Annotated in this window: 17 protein-coding genes; 14 read left to right on the forward strand and 3 right to left on the reverse strand. The window is 50.2% G+C overall.

Features of this window, described 5'->3' with window-relative positions; genetic code table 11:
• The first annotated feature begins 114 nt into the window (after positions 1 to 114).
• Positions 115 to 891 (forward strand): glycoside hydrolase family 16 protein, encoded by a 777-nt coding sequence (locus KTO58_RS13645; protein ID WP_095838841.1) that lies wholly within the window; start codon positions 115 to 117, stop codon positions 889 to 891.
• Between the two features lie 95 nt (positions 892 to 986).
• Positions 987 to 1,568, forward strand: coding sequence for an NADPH-dependent FMN reductase (locus tag KTO58_RS13650; protein WP_095838840.1), 582 nt, complete (start codon positions 987 to 989; stop codon positions 1,566 to 1,568).
• Between the two features lie 554 nt (positions 1,569 to 2,122).
• Here the strand turns inward: KTO58_RS13650 and KTO58_RS13655 are convergent.
• A complete protein-coding gene (locus tag KTO58_RS13655; protein ID WP_095841570.1) occupies positions 2,123 to 3,676 on the reverse strand; it encodes a DHA2 family efflux MFS transporter permease subunit in 1,554 nt (517 codons plus the stop codon).
• Between the two features lie 165 nt (positions 3,677 to 3,841).
• A complete protein-coding gene (locus KTO58_RS13660) occupies positions 3,842 to 4,429 on the reverse strand; it encodes a TetR/AcrR family transcriptional regulator (protein ID WP_095838839.1) in 588 nt (195 codons plus the stop codon).
• A gap of 217 nt (positions 4,430 to 4,646) precedes the next feature.
• Here KTO58_RS13660 and KTO58_RS13665 point away from each other — a divergent pair, with 217 nt between their 5' ends.
• The 12 genes from KTO58_RS13665 to KTO58_RS13720 all read left to right on the forward strand — a co-directional run bounded on the left by KTO58_RS13665 (position 4,647) and on the right by KTO58_RS13720 (position 20,766).
• Positions 4,647 to 7,838, forward strand: coding sequence for a TonB-dependent receptor (locus KTO58_RS13665; protein ID WP_225859738.1), 3,192 nt, complete (start codon positions 4,647 to 4,649; stop codon positions 7,836 to 7,838).
• Between the two features lie 288 nt (positions 7,839 to 8,126).
• Positions 8,127 to 8,339: a hypothetical protein gene (locus KTO58_RS13670; RefSeq protein ID WP_095838837.1), complete on the forward strand. Its 213-nt coding sequence runs from the start codon at positions 8,127 to 8,129 to the stop codon at positions 8,337 to 8,339.
• 352 nt (positions 8,340 to 8,691) lie between these two features.
• Positions 8,692 to 9,879: an efflux RND transporter periplasmic adaptor subunit gene (locus tag KTO58_RS13675; RefSeq protein WP_095841569.1), complete on the forward strand. Its 1,188-nt coding sequence runs from the start codon at positions 8,692 to 8,694 to the stop codon at positions 9,877 to 9,879.
• 32 nt (positions 9,880 to 9,911) lie between these two features.
• Positions 9,912 to 13,103, forward strand: a complete 3,192-nt coding sequence (locus KTO58_RS13680; protein WP_095838836.1) for an efflux RND transporter permease subunit — start codon at positions 9,912 to 9,914, stop codon at positions 13,101 to 13,103.
• 27 nt (positions 13,104 to 13,130) lie between these two features.
• The gene (locus KTO58_RS13685) at positions 13,131 to 14,549 is read left to right on the forward strand and encodes an efflux transporter outer membrane subunit (RefSeq protein WP_095838835.1); all 1,419 of its coding nucleotides are present in this window, start codon (positions 13,131 to 13,133) and stop codon (positions 14,547 to 14,549) included.
• Positions 14,550 to 14,615: 66 nt separating this feature from the next.
• Positions 14,616 to 15,719 carry a sensor histidine kinase gene (locus KTO58_RS13690; RefSeq protein ID WP_095838834.1) on the forward strand — a complete coding sequence of 368 codons (1,104 nt, stop codon included), beginning with the start codon at positions 14,616 to 14,618 and terminating at the stop codon, positions 15,717 to 15,719.
• A gap of 10 nt (positions 15,720 to 15,729) precedes the next feature.
• Positions 15,730 to 16,488, forward strand: coding sequence for a LytR/AlgR family response regulator transcription factor (locus KTO58_RS13695; protein WP_095838833.1), 759 nt, complete (start codon positions 15,730 to 15,732; stop codon positions 16,486 to 16,488).
• An 81-nt stretch (positions 16,489 to 16,569) separates the two neighbouring features.
• On the forward strand, positions 16,570 to 17,964 hold the full coding sequence (locus KTO58_RS13700; RefSeq protein WP_095838832.1) for a serine hydrolase: 1,395 nt from the start codon (positions 16,570 to 16,572) through the stop codon (positions 17,962 to 17,964).
• 95 nt (positions 17,965 to 18,059) lie between these two features.
• Entirely contained in the window at positions 18,060 to 19,121 is a 1,062-nt protein-coding gene (locus tag KTO58_RS13705; RefSeq protein WP_095838831.1) for an alpha/beta hydrolase, read from the forward strand.
• Between the two features lie 3 nt (positions 19,122 to 19,124).
• A complete protein-coding gene (locus KTO58_RS13710; protein WP_095838830.1) occupies positions 19,125 to 19,634 on the forward strand; it encodes an RNA polymerase sigma factor in 510 nt (169 codons plus the stop codon).
• 5 nt (positions 19,635 to 19,639) lie between these two features.
• A complete protein-coding gene (locus tag KTO58_RS13715; RefSeq protein WP_095838829.1) occupies positions 19,640 to 20,293 on the forward strand; it encodes a hypothetical protein in 654 nt (217 codons plus the stop codon).
• Between the two features lie 89 nt (positions 20,294 to 20,382).
• Positions 20,383 to 20,766 (forward strand): YybH family protein, encoded by a 384-nt coding sequence (locus KTO58_RS13720; RefSeq protein ID WP_095838828.1) that lies wholly within the window; start codon positions 20,383 to 20,385, stop codon positions 20,764 to 20,766.
• A 100-nt stretch (positions 20,767 to 20,866) separates the two neighbouring features.
• Here the strand turns inward: KTO58_RS13720 and KTO58_RS13725 are convergent, their stop codons facing one another.
• Positions 20,867 to 21,664: a M57 family metalloprotease gene (locus KTO58_RS13725; RefSeq protein ID WP_157752971.1), complete on the reverse strand. Its 798-nt coding sequence runs from the start codon at positions 21,662 to 21,664 to the stop codon at positions 20,867 to 20,869.
• Between the last annotated feature and the right edge of the window lie 259 nt (positions 21,665 to 21,923).

Here is a 21,923-nt window from a genome sequence, read left to right on the forward strand (position 1 = left end):
AAAGGTTATCAAAGTTCTGTCATGCAGGATTGTCATAATAATAATCGTCTATTAAATGTGCCGATGCGTAACATTGGCTTTATGATCTTTTTGTTAATGCTAAAATTCCAACACATGTACAAGTTCATGACAACTCTTTTACTGGCTGCTGCTTTGATCTCCTGCAGCAAGGATGTGCAACCTGATGCTCCCGGGGATGCCACTGCCAACAATCGCCCGCCGGCGAAGACGGAAGCGCTAACGATCAACTGGAGTGGTTATACCTGGAATGTGAAGCAGCCTTCGGGCACCAGTGGTCCTGGTAATAATTACTGGAGTCCTGACAATGTGTGGGTGGATGCGCAAGGCCGGTTGCATTTAAAGATCAAAAGGGAGCCAAGTGGTCGCTGGACCTGTGCGGAGATCTATTCTACCCGCACTTTTGGTTATGGATCTTATGTATGGAAGGTGGAAGGCCGGGTAGACAAGCTGGACCGGAACATTGTGTTCGGGTTGTTCAACTACAAATCTGGTGATGACGGGCATCACGAGGTGGACGTAGAGTTTGCCCGTTGGGGTAATGATGCCTCGCATAATTTCAATTACACGGTGTATCCAGCTTATGGTGATCCGGCTACGCGTGATTTCCAGACATATGAGCTGGCGTTGAACGGTACTTACAGTACTTACCGGTTCAACCGTAACAGTACGCGGGTGGCTTACAAGAGTTTCCACGGGCATACGGAGAATGAGTCGAATGCTTTTTACGCCTGGACGACCCGGGCGGGTTTTCCTGTAAGTACAGAGGCATTGCCGGTGCATCTTAATCTTTGGTTATTCCAGGGGCAGGCGCCGGCTAACGGACAGGAGGTGGAGCTGATCGTTCATTCCTTCACTTATACTCCGCAGTAGTTATCCGGAGCAGCCTGTTTATTTAGCGTGGGGCCCGTAGATGTTATCATTTACGGGCTTTTTGTATATTCGGGTTATTATCAGCGGAGTAGACCATGCCACGTTCATTTTCCATCTTAGCTATCTGCGGGAGCACGAAGCAGCGATCTGCCAATTTACATCTTATCCATGCTATTACGGCGATGAGTGCCGGAGAGGCGGACGTGCGGTTATATACGGAATTGATGATGCTTCCCCCTTTCAGTCCGGATCTGGATACTGCGGATGCTCCTGTGGCGGTAGCAGCTTTGCGGGCGGCGATTGCGGCGGCGGATGCGGTTTTGATCTCTACGCCGGAATATGCCGGTGGGGTACCCGGGGTGCTTAAGAATGCGATTGACTGGACGGTTTCGTCTATGACATTTTCCCGGAAGCCGGTAGCGCTCATTACCGGTTCTACAGCGGGGAGGATGGCCCATCAGTCGTTGCTGGGTACTTTGCTGATCATTGAGAGCCGGATCACGGCGTCCACCCAGTTATTATTACCAGCTATACAAACGAAGGTGCGGGAAGGTGCCGGTATTATTGATACGGCGGCAAAAGAGCAGGTAGCAGCCTTATTAGCAGGGCTTTATGCGATCATCGCGGATGTTGAGGGCAATCAGCTCGATTATCTGCCCGCTCCGCCAGTACATTAGTGTTGTATTCGTCTGCTTGTGCAGGCTTTCACCCGTGTATAATATTTTTCATTTATTTCCCGAAAATTCTCTACATTAAAGTAGCCAACGATAACTGATCACATAAAGGAAACCTTGTTTAGTCGTTTTTGCTTTGTCAACCATGTTTATTTTACGGAAACCAATATGTTAACAGTCCACCTCTAAGGGCATATCCTCTTTTTTTCACCCATAAAAAAAACCTTTAGTTATGAAAAAAGTTCCCAGTAAAAAACTGCTCCTTGAAAAGATCAAAATTGGTCCTTTGAATGGTAGTACTTCCCGTGACGGGCGTGCTCCTGAGACTTTTTATTGCAGCCGCTTGAATTGTGAGGTTTCTATTGAGATCCCTTGTGTGACAAGGACCTGTTTCCCATGATCTTAGTACGCCAACCCGGCGGTTTAACCAGCTGTCGGGCTGGCGTAATTTATATAAGCCAGGAATACGGGTTAGTTATACAAGAGGTGGACGGGAGCTACACGAATGTTATACCTCAGCTATACAAAAGGTGGACTTATATTATACCTCTTTCCTATTAATGATCGGCCAGTATGGGCGCCGGCATCTTTTTGGCGGGGCGCCGTCCTATTACGAGTAGCAGTAATGGCAATGCCAATACGAAGATCATCCCGATAAAAAGATAAGCATCCAGATAACTTAATGTAGCGGACTGTTTGATCACGACCTGGTCGAGCAGGGCGATGGCTTTTTGCCTGGCCAGTGCTGTTGTGGCACCTGCCTGTTCGAAGCGTTGTGTATAGGCGGCGAGGCGCTGTGCGGTGATCGGGTTATCGGGGGTGACATGGGAGACCAGGTCCAACCGATGGCTGGCCATTCGTCGTGCTATGTAGGTGTTGACGATGGAGATGCCGAAGGAGCCTCCCAGCTGGCGCATCATATTATTCAAGGACGCCCCTTGCGGCATGTCTTTGGGTTCGAGGGAAGATACCGCCAGCATGGTAAGCGGTACTGTAAGCAGCGCAATGCCTAACGCGCGGAATATCAGGTATACACTTAGTTGTGTAGCGGTGATATCGAGATCTATCTGGTACATTTTCCAGCTGAAGAAAATGAACAGCAGGTATCCGGTGGTGATGATGACGATGGGTGGGACACCTTTTTGTAATGCCTGGCCGGATAGTATTAATGCTAAGATGGCGATGATGGCTCCTGGCAAGAGGAGCAATCCTGTTTCGGTAGGTGTAAAGTTGAGCAGTCGTTGTGCAAATACGGGGGTAAGGAATACGGAGGTGAACAATCCCATACCGGTGACAAACGTCAGTACGGCTGCTACTGCGAGGGAGCGGCTTTTTAGCACCCGCAGGTTGACGACCGGTGTTTGTACCCGTAGTTCCCATAGTACGAATGCGGTGAGGGCTATTATCGCTATGATGGTAAATGCGGTGATGTACCCGGTGGCAAACCAATCTTCTGTTTCGCCTCTTTCGAGGACGGTCTGTAAGGTACTGACCCCTACGATCAGGAGGGCGATACCTGTCCAGTCGATCTTTTTGATGATCATCCGTTCTTTGGGTTCCTGCAGCAGCCAGTAGCAGGAGATGGTGACGGCGATGCCCAGGGGGATGTTGACATAAAATATCCAAGGCCAGGAATAGTATTCGGTGATCCATCCACCGAGGGTGGGACCTATTGTGGGGCCGACGAATACGCCTACGCCGAACATAGCGCTGGCGATGCTTTGCTTTTCGCGGGGGAACTGTTCAAACATGACTGTTTGGGATACGGACAGCAGTGATCCTCCACCTATTCCCTGAAGGAAGCGGAAGAATACCAGTTCCCAGATATTGGTGGCGTTCCCGCAGAAAAAGGAACAGGCGGTAAACAGGATTACGGAACCTATATAATAGTTACGGCGGCCCAGCTTAGCGGTGAGGAAGCTGGTAATGGGGATAACGATCACGTTGGCGATGGCGTAGGAGGTGATGACCCAGCTGGTATCTTCCAGGGTGGCGCCGAGGTTACCGCTCATATGGGATAATGCCACGTTGACGATGGAGGTATCTATGAGCTCCATGATGGCAGCGCATATTACGGTGATGATGAGGATCTGTCGTTTTAAACTTTGCATAGCGGTGCCATTACATACCGGTGGGTACATTTCAGGTGAAAAGAATATTTGTAGCGCTCAGGATGTGTGAAGAGGCGTGATGGTTTTTGGCCTGTCTATGAAAGGCAGGCGGTGTGGAAGCGCGGCGCACACAAAACCGATCGGTCTCTACACAGGCAAAAAAATTTATAGACTGAAGGCATCTATTTCAGCGGCCAGGATGTCTGTTACAATTTTCATTTGTTGTGGATTGCCTAATACGCGGGTGACCAATATAGCTCCTTCTATCATGGTGAACATTTTAACTGCAAAGTGCCGGGCATTTACGGACGGATCGAATTCGCCTGCCTGGATACCGGCGGTTACCAGGTTGGTGATGCGGGATTCTGCGGCCTGGATGGCTTCGCCTACTCTACCCCGGATGATGGGGTTTGTATCGTCGGCTTCGACGCCGAAGTTGAGCAGGGGGCAACCGCCGCCGTTGTGAGCGGGCAGCACATCGCGATAGAATTCGAGGAGTGCTTTCAGTTTAGCTTTGGCGGTTGGCTTATCGCGCAAGGCGTTGTCGATGGCACTGGTCAGGCGTTGGGTAAGGTACTTGAATACTTCCTGGCAGATCTCTTCTTTGCTTTCGAAATTGCCGTATATACCACCTTTGGCCAGTTTGGTAGCTGCCATGATATCGGAGATTGCGGTACCTGCCATTCCTTTCTGGTTGATGACAAGTGCTGCTTTCTCGATAATCATTTGTCTGGTTGTACTTTCTCCTTTCATGACGGCACAAAGTTAAAACCGATCGGTCTTACCGCCAAATCTTTTTTATTTTGGGATAGTTATCGGGGGTTGAGATTGTTAAAATAGCGGTACACATGTCAATATTTGTTATATTAGCCGCCTTTTCGGGTTTACCCCAGGTTTGTTAAAGTAGTTCCATATTTATCACACAATTCAAACAAAGATGTATCAACCAAATCTAACCAAATCTTTATTGATGCTGCTATGCTTTTGTTTCACCATTTCCGGCGTGTATGCCCAGGTCACTACGGCTACTTTGAGTGGTGTGGTGAAGGATGAGAGCGGGCAGGCGTTGCCCGGGGCGACGGTGATCGTGCGTTATGACGATGCGGGTATTAACAAGGGGCTGGTGACGAAATCAGATGGTAGTTTTCAGGTACCGAACCTCCGGGTGGGCGGGCCTTACACGGTCAGTGTTACTTTTACTGGTTTTGCTACGAAGACGGCCAGTAACATTTTCCTGGTATTGGGGCAGAATACGGCGTTGGATCTGCGATTATCGGCTGCTGTGGGTCAGTTGAACGAGGTTGTGATCGGCGGTCGTTCTCCGGTATTCAATGATCAGCGTACGGGAGCGTCGACGAACATCAGTGCCAGTCAGCTCCGACAGTTGCCTACGGTGTCGCGTTCTATTGACGACTATCTCCGTATCAGTCCGTCGGCTTCTCCTACTTACAACGGTATTTCTTTTGCCGGCAGGAATGGGCAGTACAACAATTTCTCGCTAGACGGGGCGGTGTTTAATAATCCATTTGGCCTGGATGCTCCTACGCCTGGCGGGCAGACGAATTCGCAGCCTATTTCGCTGGACGCGATTGAACAGATACAGGTGAACCTGGCGCCGTATGACGTGACGCAATCCGGTTTTACGGGTGCGGGTGTGAATACGGTGACTAAAAGCGGCAGTAATCGTTTTACGGGTACGGTGTATGCTTTTTACCGGAATGATGCGTTGTCGGGGAGTAAGATCGACGGGCAGAAATTCAAGGTGCCTACGCTGAATAGTTTTCAGGCTGGGTTTTCGCTCGGAGGGGCGATTAAGAAGAACAAGCTGTTCTACTTTATCAATTTCGAGTCGGAGCAGCGTAAGGATGAGGCCAGTGCTTATGTGGCCAACAATGGAAATAATGCCGGCGACATTACGACATCGCGTGTGCTGGAGGATGATCTGAAGGCGGTGAGCCAGTTATTACAACGTCGTTTCGGTTATAATACGGGTCCATACCAGCAGTTTGACCTGCAGCGTAAAAACTACAAGTGGCTAGGTAAGATAGACTGGGTGATCAGTCCGCAGCACTCGCTGGCCTTTACGTATAACGGGATGGATGCTTCGCAGGAGAAGCTGGCGCATCCCAATGCGATCAACCGCCGCGGGCCGGATGCCATCACTTTACAGTTCCGTAATTCGGGGTATGAGATGGTGAACAAGCTGCATTCTTTTGGTCTGGAGCTTAAATCGAACTTCAGTGAGACTTACGCCAACAAGTTCCGGGCGGTATATACTATTTTCCGGGACAAGCGTCATCCTTTCTCTACGCCGTTTCCGGTGCTGAACATTACGAAGTTCAACGTGCCATATATTGTGGCCGGGTATGAGCCATTTTCTGTCAACAATGTATTGAACCAGGATGCCTTGCAGCTGACGAACAACTTCAACATTATCCTGCCCAAACATACGATCACGGTGGGTGCTTCGTATGAGCAGTTTAAGTTTGGCAACTCGTTCAACCTGACGGCATTTGGCTTTGGATTATTTTCCGGCGTGGATATCAACACGTTTCTCACTACGGCTGCTGCCGGTGCATACGACGGCAGTGTAGCGTATGCGAAGAACCGGTCAGCTACGAATGAGTGGACCTGGTATTATCTCACGGTGGGTCAGGCGTCGGCCTATGTACAAGATGAGTGGAATGCTACGGAGCGGTTTAAGGTGACTTTGGGAGTGAGGGCGGACAAGGCCTTGTATTTCTCTGACAAGGCCAGCTACCGTAGTCCTAATATCAATGCGGACGGCACTTTTGCCGGTACTTTTGTGACCGGCAGCCCGACGGTGCCTAACCGGGATAATCTGGTATTGTTTGATGAGAACGGGCATGCTGTTAAAAACGGCGCGGGGCAGGATATTGACAATACACGTATGCCGAGCGGTAAGATACTGATCTCTCCCCGGCTGGGTTTCAACTGGGATATCAAAGGTGATAAGACGGCGCAGTTGCGAGGTGGGACGGGCCTGTTCACCGGGCGTTTCCCGTTTGTGTGGGTAGGTAATGCTATTGGCAATCCGTTTACCGGGTATTACAATGTGACATCCCGTGATTTTAAGTGGCCGCAGATATGGCGTTCGAACATCGGGATCGATTATAAATTAGGCAAGGGTACTATCCTTACAGCGGATGTGGCTTATACGAAAGACGTTCATTCTATGATGGTGCGTGACTACGGGCTGGGTACCCCTACCGGCAGGCTAAATGCAGGTACCGGCGATACGCGCAGTGTGTATCTGCCTGCTGACAAGGGTAATACAGGTACTTATGTATTTACGAATGCCAATGTGGGTTATTCCTTCAATACGACTATCCAGGCGCAGCAGAACTTTGGTAAGGGTTATAACCTGATGATCGGGTATAACTACCAGATAGCGAAGGATGCCAGTTCTATTTCTGCGGAGATCTCCGGTGATGCTTTTGACCGCAACCCGGTGTTGGGTAATGCGAATAAGGCGGTGGAGTCGACATCTTTGTACGGGAATACGCATCGCTTTACGCTGGCAGGTATCAAGAAGTTTGAGTACGGGAAGGGGCGGTTTGCCACTACTGTTTCCTTTTTTAGTAGCTGGACCAGCGGCAACCGGTTTTCTTATGTATACGGCGGGGACCTGAACAATGACGGTTCTGGCGCTAATGATCTGCTTTATGTGCCGACGCAGGGAGAGATCAGCAAGATGAATTTCGTTCCTTTTACGGATGCGAGTGGCAATGTGCAGAATGCGGCGGCGCAGGGGGCTGCTTTTGAAGCCTTTATACAGCAGGATAAATACTTACGCGGTCACCGTGGTGAATACACTGGTAAATATGCCGGGGAGACGCCCTGGTTCAGCCAGCTGGACCTGCGTATCTTACAGGACTTCAATTTCAAGTCGAAGGAACGGGTGAGCACTATCCAGGTGAGCCTGGACTTTGTGAACCTGGGTAATCTGATCAATAGTCGCTGGGGGCTTCGCAAGTACGCCAGTACGACGGGATATTATCAGCCGGTGACTTATGCCGGTAAGGACGGCAGCGGGGTAGCTACTTATCAGTTCGATCCTTCTCAGCGGGCTACTTTCATTACCAGCCCTGATCTTCCTTCTCGGTGGCAGCTACAGTTAGGTTTGCGTTATATTTTCTAGTAGTATATTCTTCTTTTTACGTGAAAGCTGGTCTGCATGCGGGCCAGCTTTCATTTTTGGGGGTATTTCCGGGGAGGGATGGGCTGGTGGCAACTTTCCCAATAAGTACTATATTAGCAATTAAAGCCAGGGATACCGGCGGTGCATGCCGGCGGTATGCTCACAACTACAGGAGTATGACGACCAGGTATAGCCGTGCATTATTAGCGGACGAGATCCTCCCGACTACCTTGTTATTGGCCAAACGTTTACCAACAACAGATCTTAACCATTTACAATCCCCATTTCATGCGCCAGGCAAACATTGACAACCCACATAAAGAGAGTAAGACTACCGAAAAAGAGCAGATCATTCACACCGGTTCCGGCGGTGCCTTTGAGGAGACGGAGTATCCTACAGAGGAGGCTTACCGGGAGCTTAGTGACAAGCAGCTGGATGAGCGGCTGGAAAATACGGATACGGAGCAGCACAAACGTACTTCAAAAGGGAAGGCCTATTGATCTTCTGTTTATCCATTAAGGTCTCATAGGCTACCATTTATCACTATTATTAGTTTTCATTTCGGATTGCGGCGATTTATCCTCTTTAAAGGTTAAAACGGCTCTGTCCGGCATTTGAATGATCTTTCCTGCTTTGAGGCTGTGTTACGATCTGCTGGCGGGTACTTTGTGTATTCATATGGATGGATTTATTGGCAGTAAACATATTGTCAGTATACTATATGACGCTTCAAATATTTCATTCCTTTCATTTTCCGGTTCATTTCCTTCTTTTTCTGCTTCGTCTTGATTTAGGATTCCGGCGCGGGCGTCTGCGGTGATATTTGTGCTCAATTATGCAAAAAACATGCGGATGAACACGAATAACATTTATACCCGGCACCATTTACGCTATGCCCTGTTGGTAGCGGGCGCGTTATCCTATGCGGGCTTTGGTTGTGGTTCCGGTGCTGATGTCAGTGCCAATGCGGGCGCTATGCCACCACCGGAGCTGCCGGTTATTTCGCTGGATACTACGAGTGCAAGCACTACCCAGGATTATTCGGCTTTGCTGGAGGGCAAGGTGAATGTAGACATCCGTCCGCAGGTGGACGGTTATCTGGACAAGATATATGTGGATGAGGGCAGTTATGTGAAAGCTGGGCAGCCATTGTTCCAGATCAACGACCGCCCTTACCGGGAGCAGTTGAATAAGGACGTAGCGAACCTGCATGCGATGGAGTCGGCGTTGGCGGCGGCGCAGCTGGAGGCGGACAAGATCCGGCCGCTGGTGGAGAGTAAGGTAGTGGCGGAGATGCAGTTAAAGACGGCGCTGGCCAATTTGCAGACGGCGAAGGCGAATGTGGAGCAGGCCCAGGCGGCGGTAGCGGCATCCCGTATCAATGTGGGGTTTTCGCTGGTGAAAGCGCCGGTGAGTGGTTATATCGGTCGTATCCCGAAGCGGGTGGGTAACCTGGTAGGCAAGGCGGATGCTGCGCCATTAACGACGCTGTCTGATATCAGCGACATCTATGCTTATTTCTCGATGAGTGAGAACGATTTTATGAATTTCAGCCAAGGTGCGGACGGTAAAACTTTGGAGCAGCGGCTGCGTCAGATGCCTCCTGTAGCGCTGGTATTATCTAACGGCACGACGTATCCGGAGGCCGGGCGTATAGAGATGGTGGACGGTCAGTTCAACAGGACGACGGCGGCTATCAGCTTACGGGCGACGTTCCCCAATCCCGGCGCGGTATTGCGGTCCGGTAATACGGGTAAGGTGAGCATTACCCAGCAGCACCGAGGGGTGATACTGGTACCGCAATCGGCTACACTGGAGATGCAGGACAAGTTATTCGTGTATGCTGTGGGTGACAGCAATATTGTGAAGCGGCAGGTGATCCGGCCTTTAGGCAGCAATAACAACCGGTTCATTGTGCGGGAAGGTGTGCGGCCAGGAGATAAGATCGTGGCGGCAGGTATTGAAACCTTAGTGGAGGGCACACCGGTGAAGCCACAATCGGGACAGCCGAAGGATACGATTGCAGCCCCTACGAAATAAATGAATGAACGCCTATTTAAAAGAGAAAAATCATGTTGAATAAAATCATACAAAGGCCGGTGCTGGCAACTGTGATATCGGTGATCCTGGTGATCCTGGGTATTGTGGGGCTGAGCCGGTTGCCGGTTACACAGTTTCCCGACATTGCGCCCCCCAGTGTGGTGGTGAGTGCCTCTTTTCCCGGCGGTAATGCTGCGACGGTACTCAGGGCGGTGGTGACACCCCTGGAGGAGGCGATCAACGGGGTAGAGCATATGACCTATATACAATCCAATGCCGGTAATGACGGTACGGCATCGGTGACTGTCTTTTTCAAGCTCGGTACGGACCCGGACCAGGCGGCGGTGAATGTGCAGAACCGGGTGGCGCAGGTGACGAGCCAGTTGCCAGTGGAGGTGGTGCAGGCCGGTATTACGACGACGAAGCAGCAGAGCGGGATGATCATGATCCTGGATATTTTCAGTGAGGATGATAAAAAATATGACGAAGCCTTTCTGCAGAACTTTGCGAAGATCAATGTGATCCCGGAGATCAAACGTATCCCTGGTGTGGGTCAGGCGCAGATCTTCGGTGCGAAGGACTACTCTATGCGGGTGTGGCTGAAGCCGGCGCAGTTGGCTGCCTATAATGTGACTACTGACGAGGTGATGGCGGCGATCCGGGATCAGAGCCTGGAAGCGGCGCCCGGTAAGTTTGGAGAAGGGACGAAGGAAGCCTTGTCTTATGTGATCAACTACAAGGGTAAGTTCAATACACCCGAACAATTTGAAAATATAGTGGTGCGTGCGGGTACGGACGGATCGGTGTTGTTCCTGAAAGATGTGGCCCGTGTTGAGCTGGGATCGGCCAGTTATAGTACGGACAACCGGGTGAACGGGAAGGATGCGGTGACGATGGCTATTTTCCAGACGAACGGTTCCAATGCCAACGAGATACAGACGACGATCAAGACCGTGATGGATAATGCCTCCAGGACATTTCCGAAGGGTATCAAATACCAGGTGACGATGAGTACGAAGGAGCAGCTGGATGAGTCTATCTCTCAGGTAAAGCATACGCTGATAGAGGCTTTTGTGCTGGTGTTCGTGATCGTATTTTTGTTCCTGCAGGATTTCCGTTCGACGTTGATACCTGCTATTGCGGTGCCGGTGTCGCTGATCGGTACTTTCTTTTTCCTGCAGTTGCTGGGCTTTTCTATCAACATGTTGACACTGTTTGCGCTGGTGCTGGCGATCGGCATAGTGGTGGATGATGCGATCGTGGTGGTAGAGGCGGTGCACAGTAAGATGGAGCGTTCGCATATGCCGGCGAAGGCGGCGACGTTGTCGGCGATGAGTGAGATCACGGGAGCGATCGTGTCTATTACGCTGGTGATGGCGGCGGTGTTCCTTCCGGTGGGCTTTATGGAAGGGCCTACGGGGGTGTTCTACCGTCAGTTTGCCTTTACGCTGGCGATTGCGATCCTGATCTCTGCCTTAAATGCGTTGACGCTTAGTCCGGCGCTCTGTGCATTGTTTCTGAAGAACACGCATTCGGGCGAAGGCCATGGCACTACTACTCACAAAGGACCTGTTGCCGGTAAACAAGGATTTGGGAAACGTTTCTTTACTGCGTTCAATACGGCGTTCCAGGCGATGACCAATAAGTATACGCGCGGGGTAAAATGGCTGATCCATCATAAATGGATCAGTATGGGAGGATTGGCGCTGATCATGGTGGCGACGGTATTGCTGATGCGCAGTACACCAAAAGGGTTTATTCCTAATGAGGACGGCAGCTTTGTAGCGTATTCCCTGTCGCTGCCGGCAGGTGCGGGACTTGACCGAACGACGAAGGTGCTGGAGAAGGCGGATAGCATTTTGAAGCAGTTACCGATGATGCAGTCTGCTACCAGTATTTCCGGGTATAATATCCTGAGTAACGGTGCGAGTCCGGCGTATGCGATGGGCTTTATGAAGCTGAAGCCTATCAAGGAGCGCGGAGAGATACAGCAGATCGACGATGTGGTAGCGGTGGTGAATGAGCGGTTGTCGGCTATTAAGGAAGGTACATTCAGTGTGTTCACCTTCCCTACTGTTCCCGGGTTTGGTACATTCAACGGGTTGGAGCTGGTGTTGCAGGACCGTACGGGCGGTGCGGTGGATAAGTTCAGCGGTACGGCGAACCAGTTCATTGGAGAGTTGATGCAACGGCCTGAGATCGGTTATGCGTTTACGATGTTCCGTGCGGACTTCCCACAGTATGAGGTGTTGGTGGATGCTATCAAGGCGAAGCAGCTTGGTGTGAGTGTCAGTAACCTGATGGGCACTTTGCAAACTTACTACGGTAGTAACCAGGCCTCTGATTTCAACCGATTTGGTAAATACTACCGTGTGATGGTGCAGGCGGATCCATCGGCCCGTAATACACCAGGGAGCCTGGAAGGTATTTTCGTAAAGAATGACCAGGGACAGATGGTGCCGGTGAACAGTATCATTACGTTGAAGAAGATATACGGGCCGGAGATGATGAACCGATACAACCTGTTTAATTCTATTGCTATCAATGCGGTGCCTAAGCCTGGTTTTAGTACCGGTGATGCGATGAAAGCGGTGGAGGAAGTAGCGGCGTCGAAGTTGCCTGCGGGATTCAGTTATGAGTGGACGGGGCTCAGTAAGGAGGAGAAGGCATCGGGTAGCCAGATGACGCTCATTTTTGCGCTGGCGCTGGTGTTCGTATACTTCCTGCTGGCGGCGCAATACGAGAGTTATATCCTGCCATTGGCGGTATTATTATCTATTCCGACGGGGATTGTGGGGGTATTTATTGCGGTAACGCTGGCGGGTATGGACAATAATATCTATGTGCAGGTAGGGTTGATCATGCTGATAGGATTGCTTGCCAAGAATGCGATCCTTATTGTGGAATTTGCTGTACAGCGGCGCAGGGCCGGCAGCACGTTGCTGTCGTCAGCCCTGGAGGCGGCAAAGCTGCGGCTACGTCCTATCATCATGACCTCTCTGGCATTTGTGGCGGGGTTGATACCCCTGATGACGGTGAAGGGAGCCTCTGCTATGGGTAACCATAGTATCAGTATCGGTACTGCCGGCGGGATGTTGTCGGGAGTGGTACTCGGTGTATTCATCATCCCGGTGTTGTTCATCATTTGCCAGTTTCTGCAGGAGAAGGTGTCTGGTGGTAAGCCGCGGTCTTCTAAAGAAGCGGTAGCTCCTGCGCACGCATAATTGCCATTTATTTAAAACGGAACGACTATGAACAGATATATATCCATTCTGGCTACTGTATTGCTGGTTATCGGCGTGGCTACGGGCTGCCGGGTGGGCAAAGATTTCAGCAGGCCCGGTACGTCATTGCCGGCGAGTTACCGGCATGCACCTGCCGGCACAGATACTACGAATATAGGCGGATTGTCCTGGAAGGTATTTTTCAAGGACCCGGTATTACAGCGCTTGATCGACAGTGCCATTACCCGGAATTTTGATGTGCGGGTGGCATTGCAGCAGGTGCAGTCGGCGGGGCTGGCTGCCAGGCAGGCGAGGCTGGGTTTTTTACCTGAGTTGCATGTGCAGGTGCAGGCTAATCGTAACTGGCCATCGAAGAACAGTCTTAACGGTTCTTTGTCGGAGCAGTTTATTGGTACCCGTTATATGGATGATTACAATGCCAATGCGTCGTTGTCGTGGGAGGTGATTGCCTGGGGTAAGATCAGCCGGATGAAGGAAGCGGCGTTGGCTACTTACCTGCAAAGTGCGGAGGCGGCCAAGGCGGTGCAGACACGTATTGTTGCGGAGGTAGCGATGGGTTATTACAATCTTTTGATGCTGGACTATCAGCGGGAGATTGCGGTGAAGAACCTGGCGTTGAATGACAGTACGCTGCATATGATGCGGTTGCAATATAGTTCCGGGCAGGTGAACAACCTGGCTATTGAGCAGGCGGAGGCGCAGCGGGAGGTGGCAGCGGCGTTGATCCCGAAGGCGGATCAGCAGATTGCGATACAGGAGAATGCGTTGCGGATACTTACCGGCGCGTTGCCCTCTGCTATCGCGAGGGCGGAGCGTTTGCAGGCGGTGCAGCTGGACGAGCAGCTGACGGCTGGTGTGCCTGCTACGCTGCTGACGCAGCGTCCGGATGTACATGCGGCGGAGCTGGCGGTACAGGTAGCGAATGCGAAAGTGGGTATTGCCCGGGCGAATATGTACCCGGCGTTAAATATAACTGCCAGTGCGGGTTTGAATGCTTTTAAGGCGGATAAGTGGTTCAGCCTGCCTGGTAGTCTTTTTGAAACAGTAGGCGGCAGCATTACGGCCCCTATCTTCCAACGAGGGAAATTAAAGACAGAATGGCAAACGGCTAAGGTAGACTGGGAGAAATCGGTACTTGACTTTCAGCAGTCTGTACTTATGGCGGTGGGAGAAGTGTCTGATGCGCTGGTACAGATCGACAAGCTGAAGGCGCAACAGGACATTACGCTGGTGCGTGTTGGTAAACTGCGAAGTGCTACCAGGAATGCCGGCCTGCTGTTTCAAAATGGTATGGCTACCTACCTGGAGGTGATCACGGCGCAAAGTAATGTGTTGCAGAGTGAGCTGGACCTGGCGACTTTGCAACGTGAGAGGTTGGATGCTATCATCACCCTATACCGTTCGCTGGGTGGAGGTTGGAAATAAGCGGAGCGGGCACTGTCATACTTATTTAGTTAATTTTGGCTGCGGGGAGATCCCCGGGTAACGGATATGGAGAACAAAACAACGCAAGAGCGGCTATTCAACAGGTATTACAGGATATTTGTCATTCCGATGATATTTGGTCTGTATTACCTGTTGTCTTACCTAATTAACCCCTTTCATGCTTCGTGGGCGGAGCTGAGTACACGTAAGTGGACAGACCTGGCATTGGAGGGGCTGATCATGATGGCGATATGCGGGATGATCACGGAGTTCAGCCTGATCTCTGCGCGATGGATGGATAGGCTGGTCCCGTGGGACCAGTGGCCGATAAGGCGGTTCATTGTGCAGCTGATCTGCCAGGTATTATCTGTATTCCTGGCATTGAATCTGATATTTCCTATAGTGGTATTTGTGTTTGGGGTTAACCTGGACAAGCCGGCTACGGCGGCGGAGGAGCTGGATCGCTGGCAGTTCATCTTTGTGTGCCTGATGATGTCTATTCTGATCAGCGCGGTGCATACCGGTAATTTCTTTTTACGTCGTTGGAAGACCTCTATGTTGGAGGCGGCGGAGCTGAAGCTAAAGACCTCTGAATTGCAGCAGATCGCGATGCAGGCTCAGTTACAATCGTTAAAGTTGCAGCTGGATCCTCACTTTATGTTTAACAACTTCAGTACGTTGTCTGCACTTATCGAAGAGGATAAGCAGACGGCGTTACTGTTCCTGGAGAACCTGTCGCGTGTATATCGCTATATGATCCTTAACCTGAGCAATGACCTGATCAGCCTGCGTGATGAGATCCGGTTCATACAAGCCTATATCTACCTGATGAAGATCCGTTATGGGGATAATGTAGATATCCATATTGACGTGCCTGAGGAAGCGACTATGATGGGCATTCCTCCTATTACGTTACAGTTGTTGATGGAGAATGCTATTAAACACAATGTGGCATCACCGGATCAGCCATTGCGGATACATATTTTCCAAGAGCGACCTGATGAGCTGATCATCAGTAACAATATACAGCGGCTGGCTACGCCGCTGCCTTCTACTAAGCTGGGATTGGAAAATATCAAAAACCGTTACCGGCTGCTTTCTGATCTTCCGGTAGCTGTCAGTGAAGATCATGCGCAGTTTATGGTAAAGTTGCCATTACTTGAACTTTAATTTTTTTCAGATGAGAATAGTGATCATTGAAGACGAGAAACCGAATGCCACGAGGCTAAAAAATATGTTATTGGATATGCGTCCGGATATCGTTATCGAGGCGATACTGGATACGGTGAGTGCGAGTGTGGCATGGTTCCGGTCGCATCCTCATCCGGATGTTGCGTTGATGGATATCAGGCTGGGCGACGGTCTTTCTTTCGATATATTTCCGCAGGTGTCTTTGCGTTGTCCTGTTATTTTCACGACGGCTTATGATGAGTATGCGATCCGTGCTTTTAAGGTGAACAGCCTGGATTACCTATTGAAACCTGTGGAGCGGGATGACTTGCGGACGGCGCTGGACAAGGTACACACTCCTCAGCAGCAGCAGTTGCCGACGGATATGGTACATCAGCTGCTGGAGTTTTTCAAACGGAAGGAGATCTCTTACCGGTCCCGGTTTATGTTGCCTTATCGTGACGGTTACCGTACGGTGCTGGTGGAGGATGTGGACTTTGTATTTTATTCGTTCAATATTACGCACCTGGTATTGAAGGACGGTACGCAGGTGCCTGTAACCCAGACGATGGACGAATTGGAGGAGCAACTGGACCCGGATCGTTTTTTCCGGGCGAACCGTCAGCATATTATTAGCCTGGGTAGTATAGATAATATCCAGCATTCATTTAGTGGTAAGCTGAAGATCCTGTTAAAGCGGGACCTTGCCCGGGAGGTATTGATCAGCAAGGAGAAGGTACCGGTGTTTAAGCAATGGCTCGATAAGTAGTCCGTAATTATTACTCCCGTTAGGTTTGGAGGTATTGTATATGTATGTAATTGCCGGTATATTTATAGTAATAAGTATACTATGAGCAAATTATATCCACGTTTGTCGATCAGCATGTGTCTATGCTTGTTTATTGCCTCTATTGCTTATGGGCAGCCATCTCCAGCTACTCTTATTGATACGATGATACAGCGGGCTTTCCGCCTAGGTGTTTTCAATGGCAATGTGTTGGTCATTGATCATGATAAAGTCATATACCGCCGGTCTGTTGGTTTTGCGGACGCTACGCATCGTCAACTGCTTACGGATCAGTACCGGTTCCATATTGGCTCTATTGCGAAGGAATTTAATGCGGTGGCGATCATGTTGCTGGCGGAGCAGGGTAAGTTGCAGGTAACGGATAAAGTTGCCCGTTATTTGCCCGGGTTGCCGGACTGGGCAGAGAAAATAAGTATCCTGGACTTGCTGCAATATACCAGTGGGTTGCCGGATGTGAACTGGCATACGATACAATCTGACCAGGATAATATGGCGGATCTGCGGCGTTTGCCGCGCCTGCAATTTGAGCCAGGTACTAATTATGGTTACAACAATAACAATGTTTTCCTGCAGCGCCGGATCATAGAGCAGATCAGTGGTGTTCCTTTTAATACGTTTGTGGAGCAGCAGTTGTTGCGGCCTTTGGGTATGCAGCATGCTATTATAGACCCTACGGAGCGGGATACGCTGATGGCGCGAGGTTTTAATAACGAGGGGCGGCAGGATCGTATTCAGTATCCGATCAGCGGGTGGACGGCGGTGACGCTGGACGATTTCTATAAATGGTCGGAGGGGCTGAACCGGTTCCGGTTACTGAGTCCAGCGGCTACGCGGGTGATCCTTAACAACACTACGGGTACGAGCCGGCAGGCGGGATTGGGTAGAGGCAGTATGGAAGGCGATCAGATCAGTCTGCATAGTCATGATGGTAGTGCCGGTTATTACCAGGCGTTGCTGGTGAGTGAGCCATTGAAAGGCAGGACGGTGATCCTGATGGTGAACAACCGGCAGGACAATATCTATGATTTCAATCTTGCGATTCAAAACATCCTGGATGGTAAGCCCTATGTGCAACCCAAGAAGTCTGCGGAGCCATTGTTGCTGAAAGATATAGATCAGCAGACCATCCCGCAGTTTTTTGCCCGCTATCATGCTTTGAAGAAATCGCACGGTGTGCAATATAATTTTGACGCGGAGTCGTTGCTGAATGGGATCGGGTATTACCTGTTGCGTAAGGACCGGGTGGACGATGCTATTACTGTATTTACGTATAATACCCGGTTGTATCCTATGTCGGGTAATGTATTTGACAGTCTGGGGGAGGCTTACTATAAGAAGGGGGATAAGAAAAATGCATTACTACACTATAAGCACTCTCTTGCGCTGGACCCCAACAACCCCGCGGCCCGAAAGATCGTCGCATCTTTAGAAAATTGATTTCCACCCTATTACTAATATTTTAGAAAAAACTTCCTGTCGGACTGTGATATTTTAGCTGCTTGAGAGAATCATTAGGAAACAGTTATTTCATTATGAGAAAAACAGGCAGACAAGGGTTAGGTCTATTACTTTATGCGTTATGCAGCCTGGTATTGTATGTGGCGCCTTGCTATGTACACGGGCAATCTGCTGCGGGTAAGGCACCTGACAGCAGTAAGCTGGAGCAACAGGGTTTGCAGCTGATACACAAGCCGGAACCGGTGTTCCGGACGCCCGCTGTGGAGCGGAAAGACAGCGTTACCTATCCCGGTTTTCCTTATCGGTCCCGGGTATTTACGGCGAGGGACGGGAATGCGCTTTTCACCTATCATTTTCCGCAGAAGGGCAGTAAGACCATTGTGTTGTTATTGCACGGGGTGTTATCCAGTGCGGATAAGCTAAACTATACGGCGGGGTTGTTACGGGCGACGTTGAATTCGGATGTGTATGCAATGGATCACCGGGGGCATGGGCGATCCGGCGGGCAGCCCGGGGATGTGAGTTATACGGGGCAGTATGAAGATGATATTGCGGATATAATAGGGCAGTTGCGGCGGCGTTATCCCCATCATAAAATTATACTCGCCGGGCATTCTATGGGCGGAGGTATTGCCTTGCGATATGCGTTGAAGACCGGTGTACCGCCGGTGGCCGCTTACCTGTTATTTGCCCCGTTGCTGGGGCCTACGGCACCTACTATCCGGATGACGGCTCCTCCTATGCGTCAGGGAGAGGAGCCATTTCTGAAGATCCATTTGTCGCGTATTTTCGGATTGAAGATGCTGAACACCATCGGGCAGCATCAGTATGATAGTTTGCGGGTATTGTTCTTTCATGTGCCGGATGGCAGCCGGATCAGCAGTTACAGTTACCGGGCGAACGAGAGTATGTGTCCGGCGGATTATAAAGCGGCTTTTGCTGCCATACGGCAGCCTTTGCTGGTACTGGTAGGGAGCCGGGATGAGGCTTTTGTGCCCGCTGCTTTTGAGCCCGCTGTCAAGAATAGCAGTCAGGGGGTTACCTTTGTGATCGAAGGCGCTACCCATAATAGTGTACGGCATGATTCTACGGCTATGGAGCGGATCAAACAATGGGCTATCCACCATCAAATATGAGCGATGGATGTAACAAGAGACGCAGCCACCTTTCTCACTTATATTGACTCCAACAAGGGGATCATTTATAAAATAGCTCACTCCTATTGTAAGGATGAAGAAGGTAAAAAGGATCTCATCCAGGAGATCATCTTACAGCTATGGCTTTCCTTTCCCAGGTATGACGAGACATTCAGGTGGACGACCTGGATGTACAAGATAGCGCTGAATGTGGCGATCTCCTTTTACAGTAAGGAGCGCCGGCGGCATGTTGTCAATCAACCGTTGCCGGAGCAGCTGCTCATTTTCCATGAGGATGCTACTCATACGGAACGGCATGCGGACCTTCAGTATCTGCAACAATTTATCCGGGAGTTGAGGGAGATAGACCGGGCGGTGCTCCTGTTGTACCTGGATGGCAATAGTCAGCAGGAGATCGGGCATATACTCGGTATCAGTGCTACGAATGTGTCGACCAAGGTAGGCAGGATCAAACAGCAACTACAACAAAAATTCTCAGCGCTGCAAAAGTAATACAGATGGAAGAGCAAGATATTCTTACACTATGGCGGTCTTTTGACCAGCAACTGGCCACTCAGTTATCTTTTAATCAAAGGCAGGCGGTGGACCTTACGCAACTTAAGGTACAATCTTTACTCGGGTCTATGCGACCTGTCAAGTTATTTGCGCTGGCGGTGGGTATACTGTGGGTGTTATTAGTGGATACGTTTATTGTGATGGTATGGCCGAAGGCCAGTATATACTTCCTGGTTTCTGCGATCGTACAGGTTTTGCTGACGAAGCTGGCCATCGGCATTTACATTTATCAATTAGCGCTGATACAGCAGGTGGATATTAGTGCTCCTATATTAGCGACACAGGATCGGCTGGCGCGGTTGCGGGCCTCTACCTTATGGGTGACGCGCTTACTTTTTTTACAGTTGCCGGTGTGGACGACCTTTTATTTATCGGCTGCTATGTTGCAGCAAGCCAGCTTGGTGATGCTGATCGTGCAGGCGGTGGTGACGTTATTATTTACCGGCATGGCGTTGTGGTTATTTTTCAATATCCGGTATGAACGCCGGGACCGGCGTTGGTTTCGTGTACTCTTTTCCGGTGAAGAGTGGACACCTATATTAAAGTCGATGGCTTTGCTGGAGGAGGTGACTACCTATCAGGAGCAAAAAAAATAACTCCAGTTCCGTTTTATACAATCCCAGGGCGAGGTGGCGAGGTATTTTTGTGATGTCATTATAACAATTGACTTGTAAAATACAACACCATGAACCTACCTAAAAGAGCAGAAGATGCGCACGCTACTTTGGCGGCGGCATTTAATACTGGGGATGTTGCCACTGTTATGAGTATGTATGATACTACGGGTATTATCGTTCCCGAGCCGGAGAAGCCTGTTTCCGGTACAGATCAATTCGAGGCTGCTATCAAATCCATCTTATCTATTAAGGGGACTATGGAGATCAAAACGGTGTATTGTCTGCAGACGGGCAATATAGCGGTGGGTCGTTCTGAGTGGAATATCACGGACGGTGATGAGGTGAAGGTATGCGCCAAGGGTATTGAGGTGATGAAGCAGCAGGCGGACGGTAGTTGGAAGATCGTTATCGACCATGCGTTTGGCGCGGAGGTGCATATGGTGGCCCCATAGTGGTTTTCCATAGATAACGACCAGGTAGTAGAGCACCGGGTTGTTTCTCCTTCCGCTGTCGAAAGGGATCGCCATGAGGCGATCCCTTTATTGTTATTGGTTATGGATAAACGGTCCTAAAGGCGATCAGGTCATATTGGGTAAAGCCGTTCCAGTTCAGCACGGTAGAGTTCATTACTGAGTTAGGGTCTGTTACGGGAGTACCAGGTATTACGGCGCCGAAGCTTTGGTTAGTGTGTGTGAATCCGAAGCAGTGGCCCAGTTCGTGTGTGATGGCGAACTGTTTCTGGCTGGCGCTCAGGGTATTGAATTTGGTGTTGATGGTGACTGTAGAGCCTGGGGTGCCACCTGCGCTGGGGAAGCTGGCGAAGGCGATGGTGTTGCCGCTTTCGTAGTAGGTACTGAAAGAGATGTTAGCGCCGCTGCTGCGGATGCCCTGAATGCGGATGCGGCTGCCGGCGGCGTTCCAGTTGCCGATGGCCTGGTTGATGGCTGTTACCCAGTCGGCAGGTACGGTGCCATCTACATACAGCCATATGTTAGCTGCTGCGGAGGGGCTCATCACATAAGTGTAGCGGCGTTGTGCCGGTTTTTCGTTTACTACTTCTTCTGTGGGGAGTGTTTTACTTTTCTGAAAATGGAGGCGGGCTTCGTCGAGCGGCATTACGACATCGCCTGCGATTACGAATGCCTTTTTCTGTTGGTCGAACTGGATGTGTCCGGGTTCGTCCTGTACTACTTTCGCGATGAAGTTTTTCAGGTCGACGATCTCGTTCTGTTCTTGTTTGGGGGCGGGGTTTTCGCAGACATTATCTTTCCGGCAGGAGGTGATGAGTGCCGGGAGCATTAAAACTAACAGGGCGGCGGCCAATGGATAGCGCAAGATTTTGGTGTGCATGCTATTACGGTTTTTTGCATGTTGAACAATGGAAAGTATCGCTGACAAAATAGACAGTGGCACTGCATCGGCAGGAGCATGGTGTAGCATTCACATGATTAAATATTGATATAAATCTAACCTAATGGCTATCAGCCAGTTGCAATTTTGTTGCATATAGGGTGTATAAGCGTTGTATAAGCATTGTATATGCAACTATATGCCTAGCTTATACAATGACTATACGAATGCTATAGGAATGATACAGGAGAGCTATAGG

Source organism: Chitinophaga pendula (assembly GCF_020386615.1).
In the GTDB taxonomy this organism is placed as follows: domain Bacteria; phylum Bacteroidota; class Bacteroidia; order Chitinophagales; family Chitinophagaceae; genus Chitinophaga; species Chitinophaga pendula.

What these genes read in the sequence shown, in the direction of transcription:
- KTO58_RS13695 (WP_095838833.1), top strand. Translation starts at nt 15,730, where the DNA reads ATGAGAATAGTGATCATTGAAGACGAGAAACCGAATGCCACGAGGCTA.
- KTO58_RS13720 (WP_095838828.1), top strand. Translation starts at nt 20,383, where the DNA reads ATGAACCTACCTAAAAGAGCAGAAGATGCGCACGCTACTTTGGCGGCG.
- KTO58_RS13680 (WP_095838836.1), top strand. Translation starts at nt 9,912, where the DNA reads ATGTTGAATAAAATCATACAAAGGCCGGTGCTGGCAACTGTGATATCG.
- KTO58_RS13650 (WP_095838840.1), top strand. Translation starts at nt 987, where the DNA reads ATGCCACGTTCATTTTCCATCTTAGCTATCTGCGGGAGCACGAAGCAG.
- KTO58_RS13710 (WP_095838830.1), top strand. Translation starts at nt 19,125, where the DNA reads ATGGATGTAACAAGAGACGCAGCCACCTTTCTCACTTATATTGACTCC.
- KTO58_RS13665 (WP_225859738.1), top strand. Translation starts at nt 4,647, where the DNA reads ATGCTGCTATGCTTTTGTTTCACCATTTCCGGCGTGTATGCCCAGGTC.
- KTO58_RS13690 (WP_095838834.1), top strand. Translation starts at nt 14,616, where the DNA reads ATGGAGAACAAAACAACGCAAGAGCGGCTATTCAACAGGTATTACAGG.
- KTO58_RS13725 (WP_157752971.1), bottom strand. Translation starts at nt 21,664, where the DNA reads ATGCACACCAAAATCTTGCGCTATCCATTGGCCGCCGCCCTGTTAGTT.
- KTO58_RS13645 (WP_095838841.1), top strand. Translation starts at nt 115, where the DNA reads ATGTACAAGTTCATGACAACTCTTTTACTGGCTGCTGCTTTGATCTCC.
- KTO58_RS13675 (WP_095841569.1), top strand. Translation starts at nt 8,692, where the DNA reads ATGAACACGAATAACATTTATACCCGGCACCATTTACGCTATGCCCTG.
- KTO58_RS13700 (WP_095838832.1), top strand. Translation starts at nt 16,570, where the DNA reads ATGAGCAAATTATATCCACGTTTGTCGATCAGCATGTGTCTATGCTTG.
- KTO58_RS13705 (WP_095838831.1), top strand. Translation starts at nt 18,060, where the DNA reads ATGAGAAAAACAGGCAGACAAGGGTTAGGTCTATTACTTTATGCGTTA.
- KTO58_RS13655 (WP_095841570.1), bottom strand. Translation starts at nt 3,676, where the DNA reads ATGCAAAGTTTAAAACGACAGATCCTCATCATCACCGTAATATGCGCT.
- KTO58_RS13660 (WP_095838839.1), bottom strand. Translation starts at nt 4,429, where the DNA reads ATGAAAGGAGAAAGTACAACCAGACAAATGATTATCGAGAAAGCAGCA.
- KTO58_RS13670 (WP_095838837.1), top strand. Translation starts at nt 8,127, where the DNA reads ATGCGCCAGGCAAACATTGACAACCCACATAAAGAGAGTAAGACTACC.
- KTO58_RS13685 (WP_095838835.1), top strand. Translation starts at nt 13,131, where the DNA reads ATGAACAGATATATATCCATTCTGGCTACTGTATTGCTGGTTATCGGC.
- KTO58_RS13715 (WP_095838829.1), top strand. Translation starts at nt 19,640, where the DNA reads ATGGAAGAGCAAGATATTCTTACACTATGGCGGTCTTTTGACCAGCAA.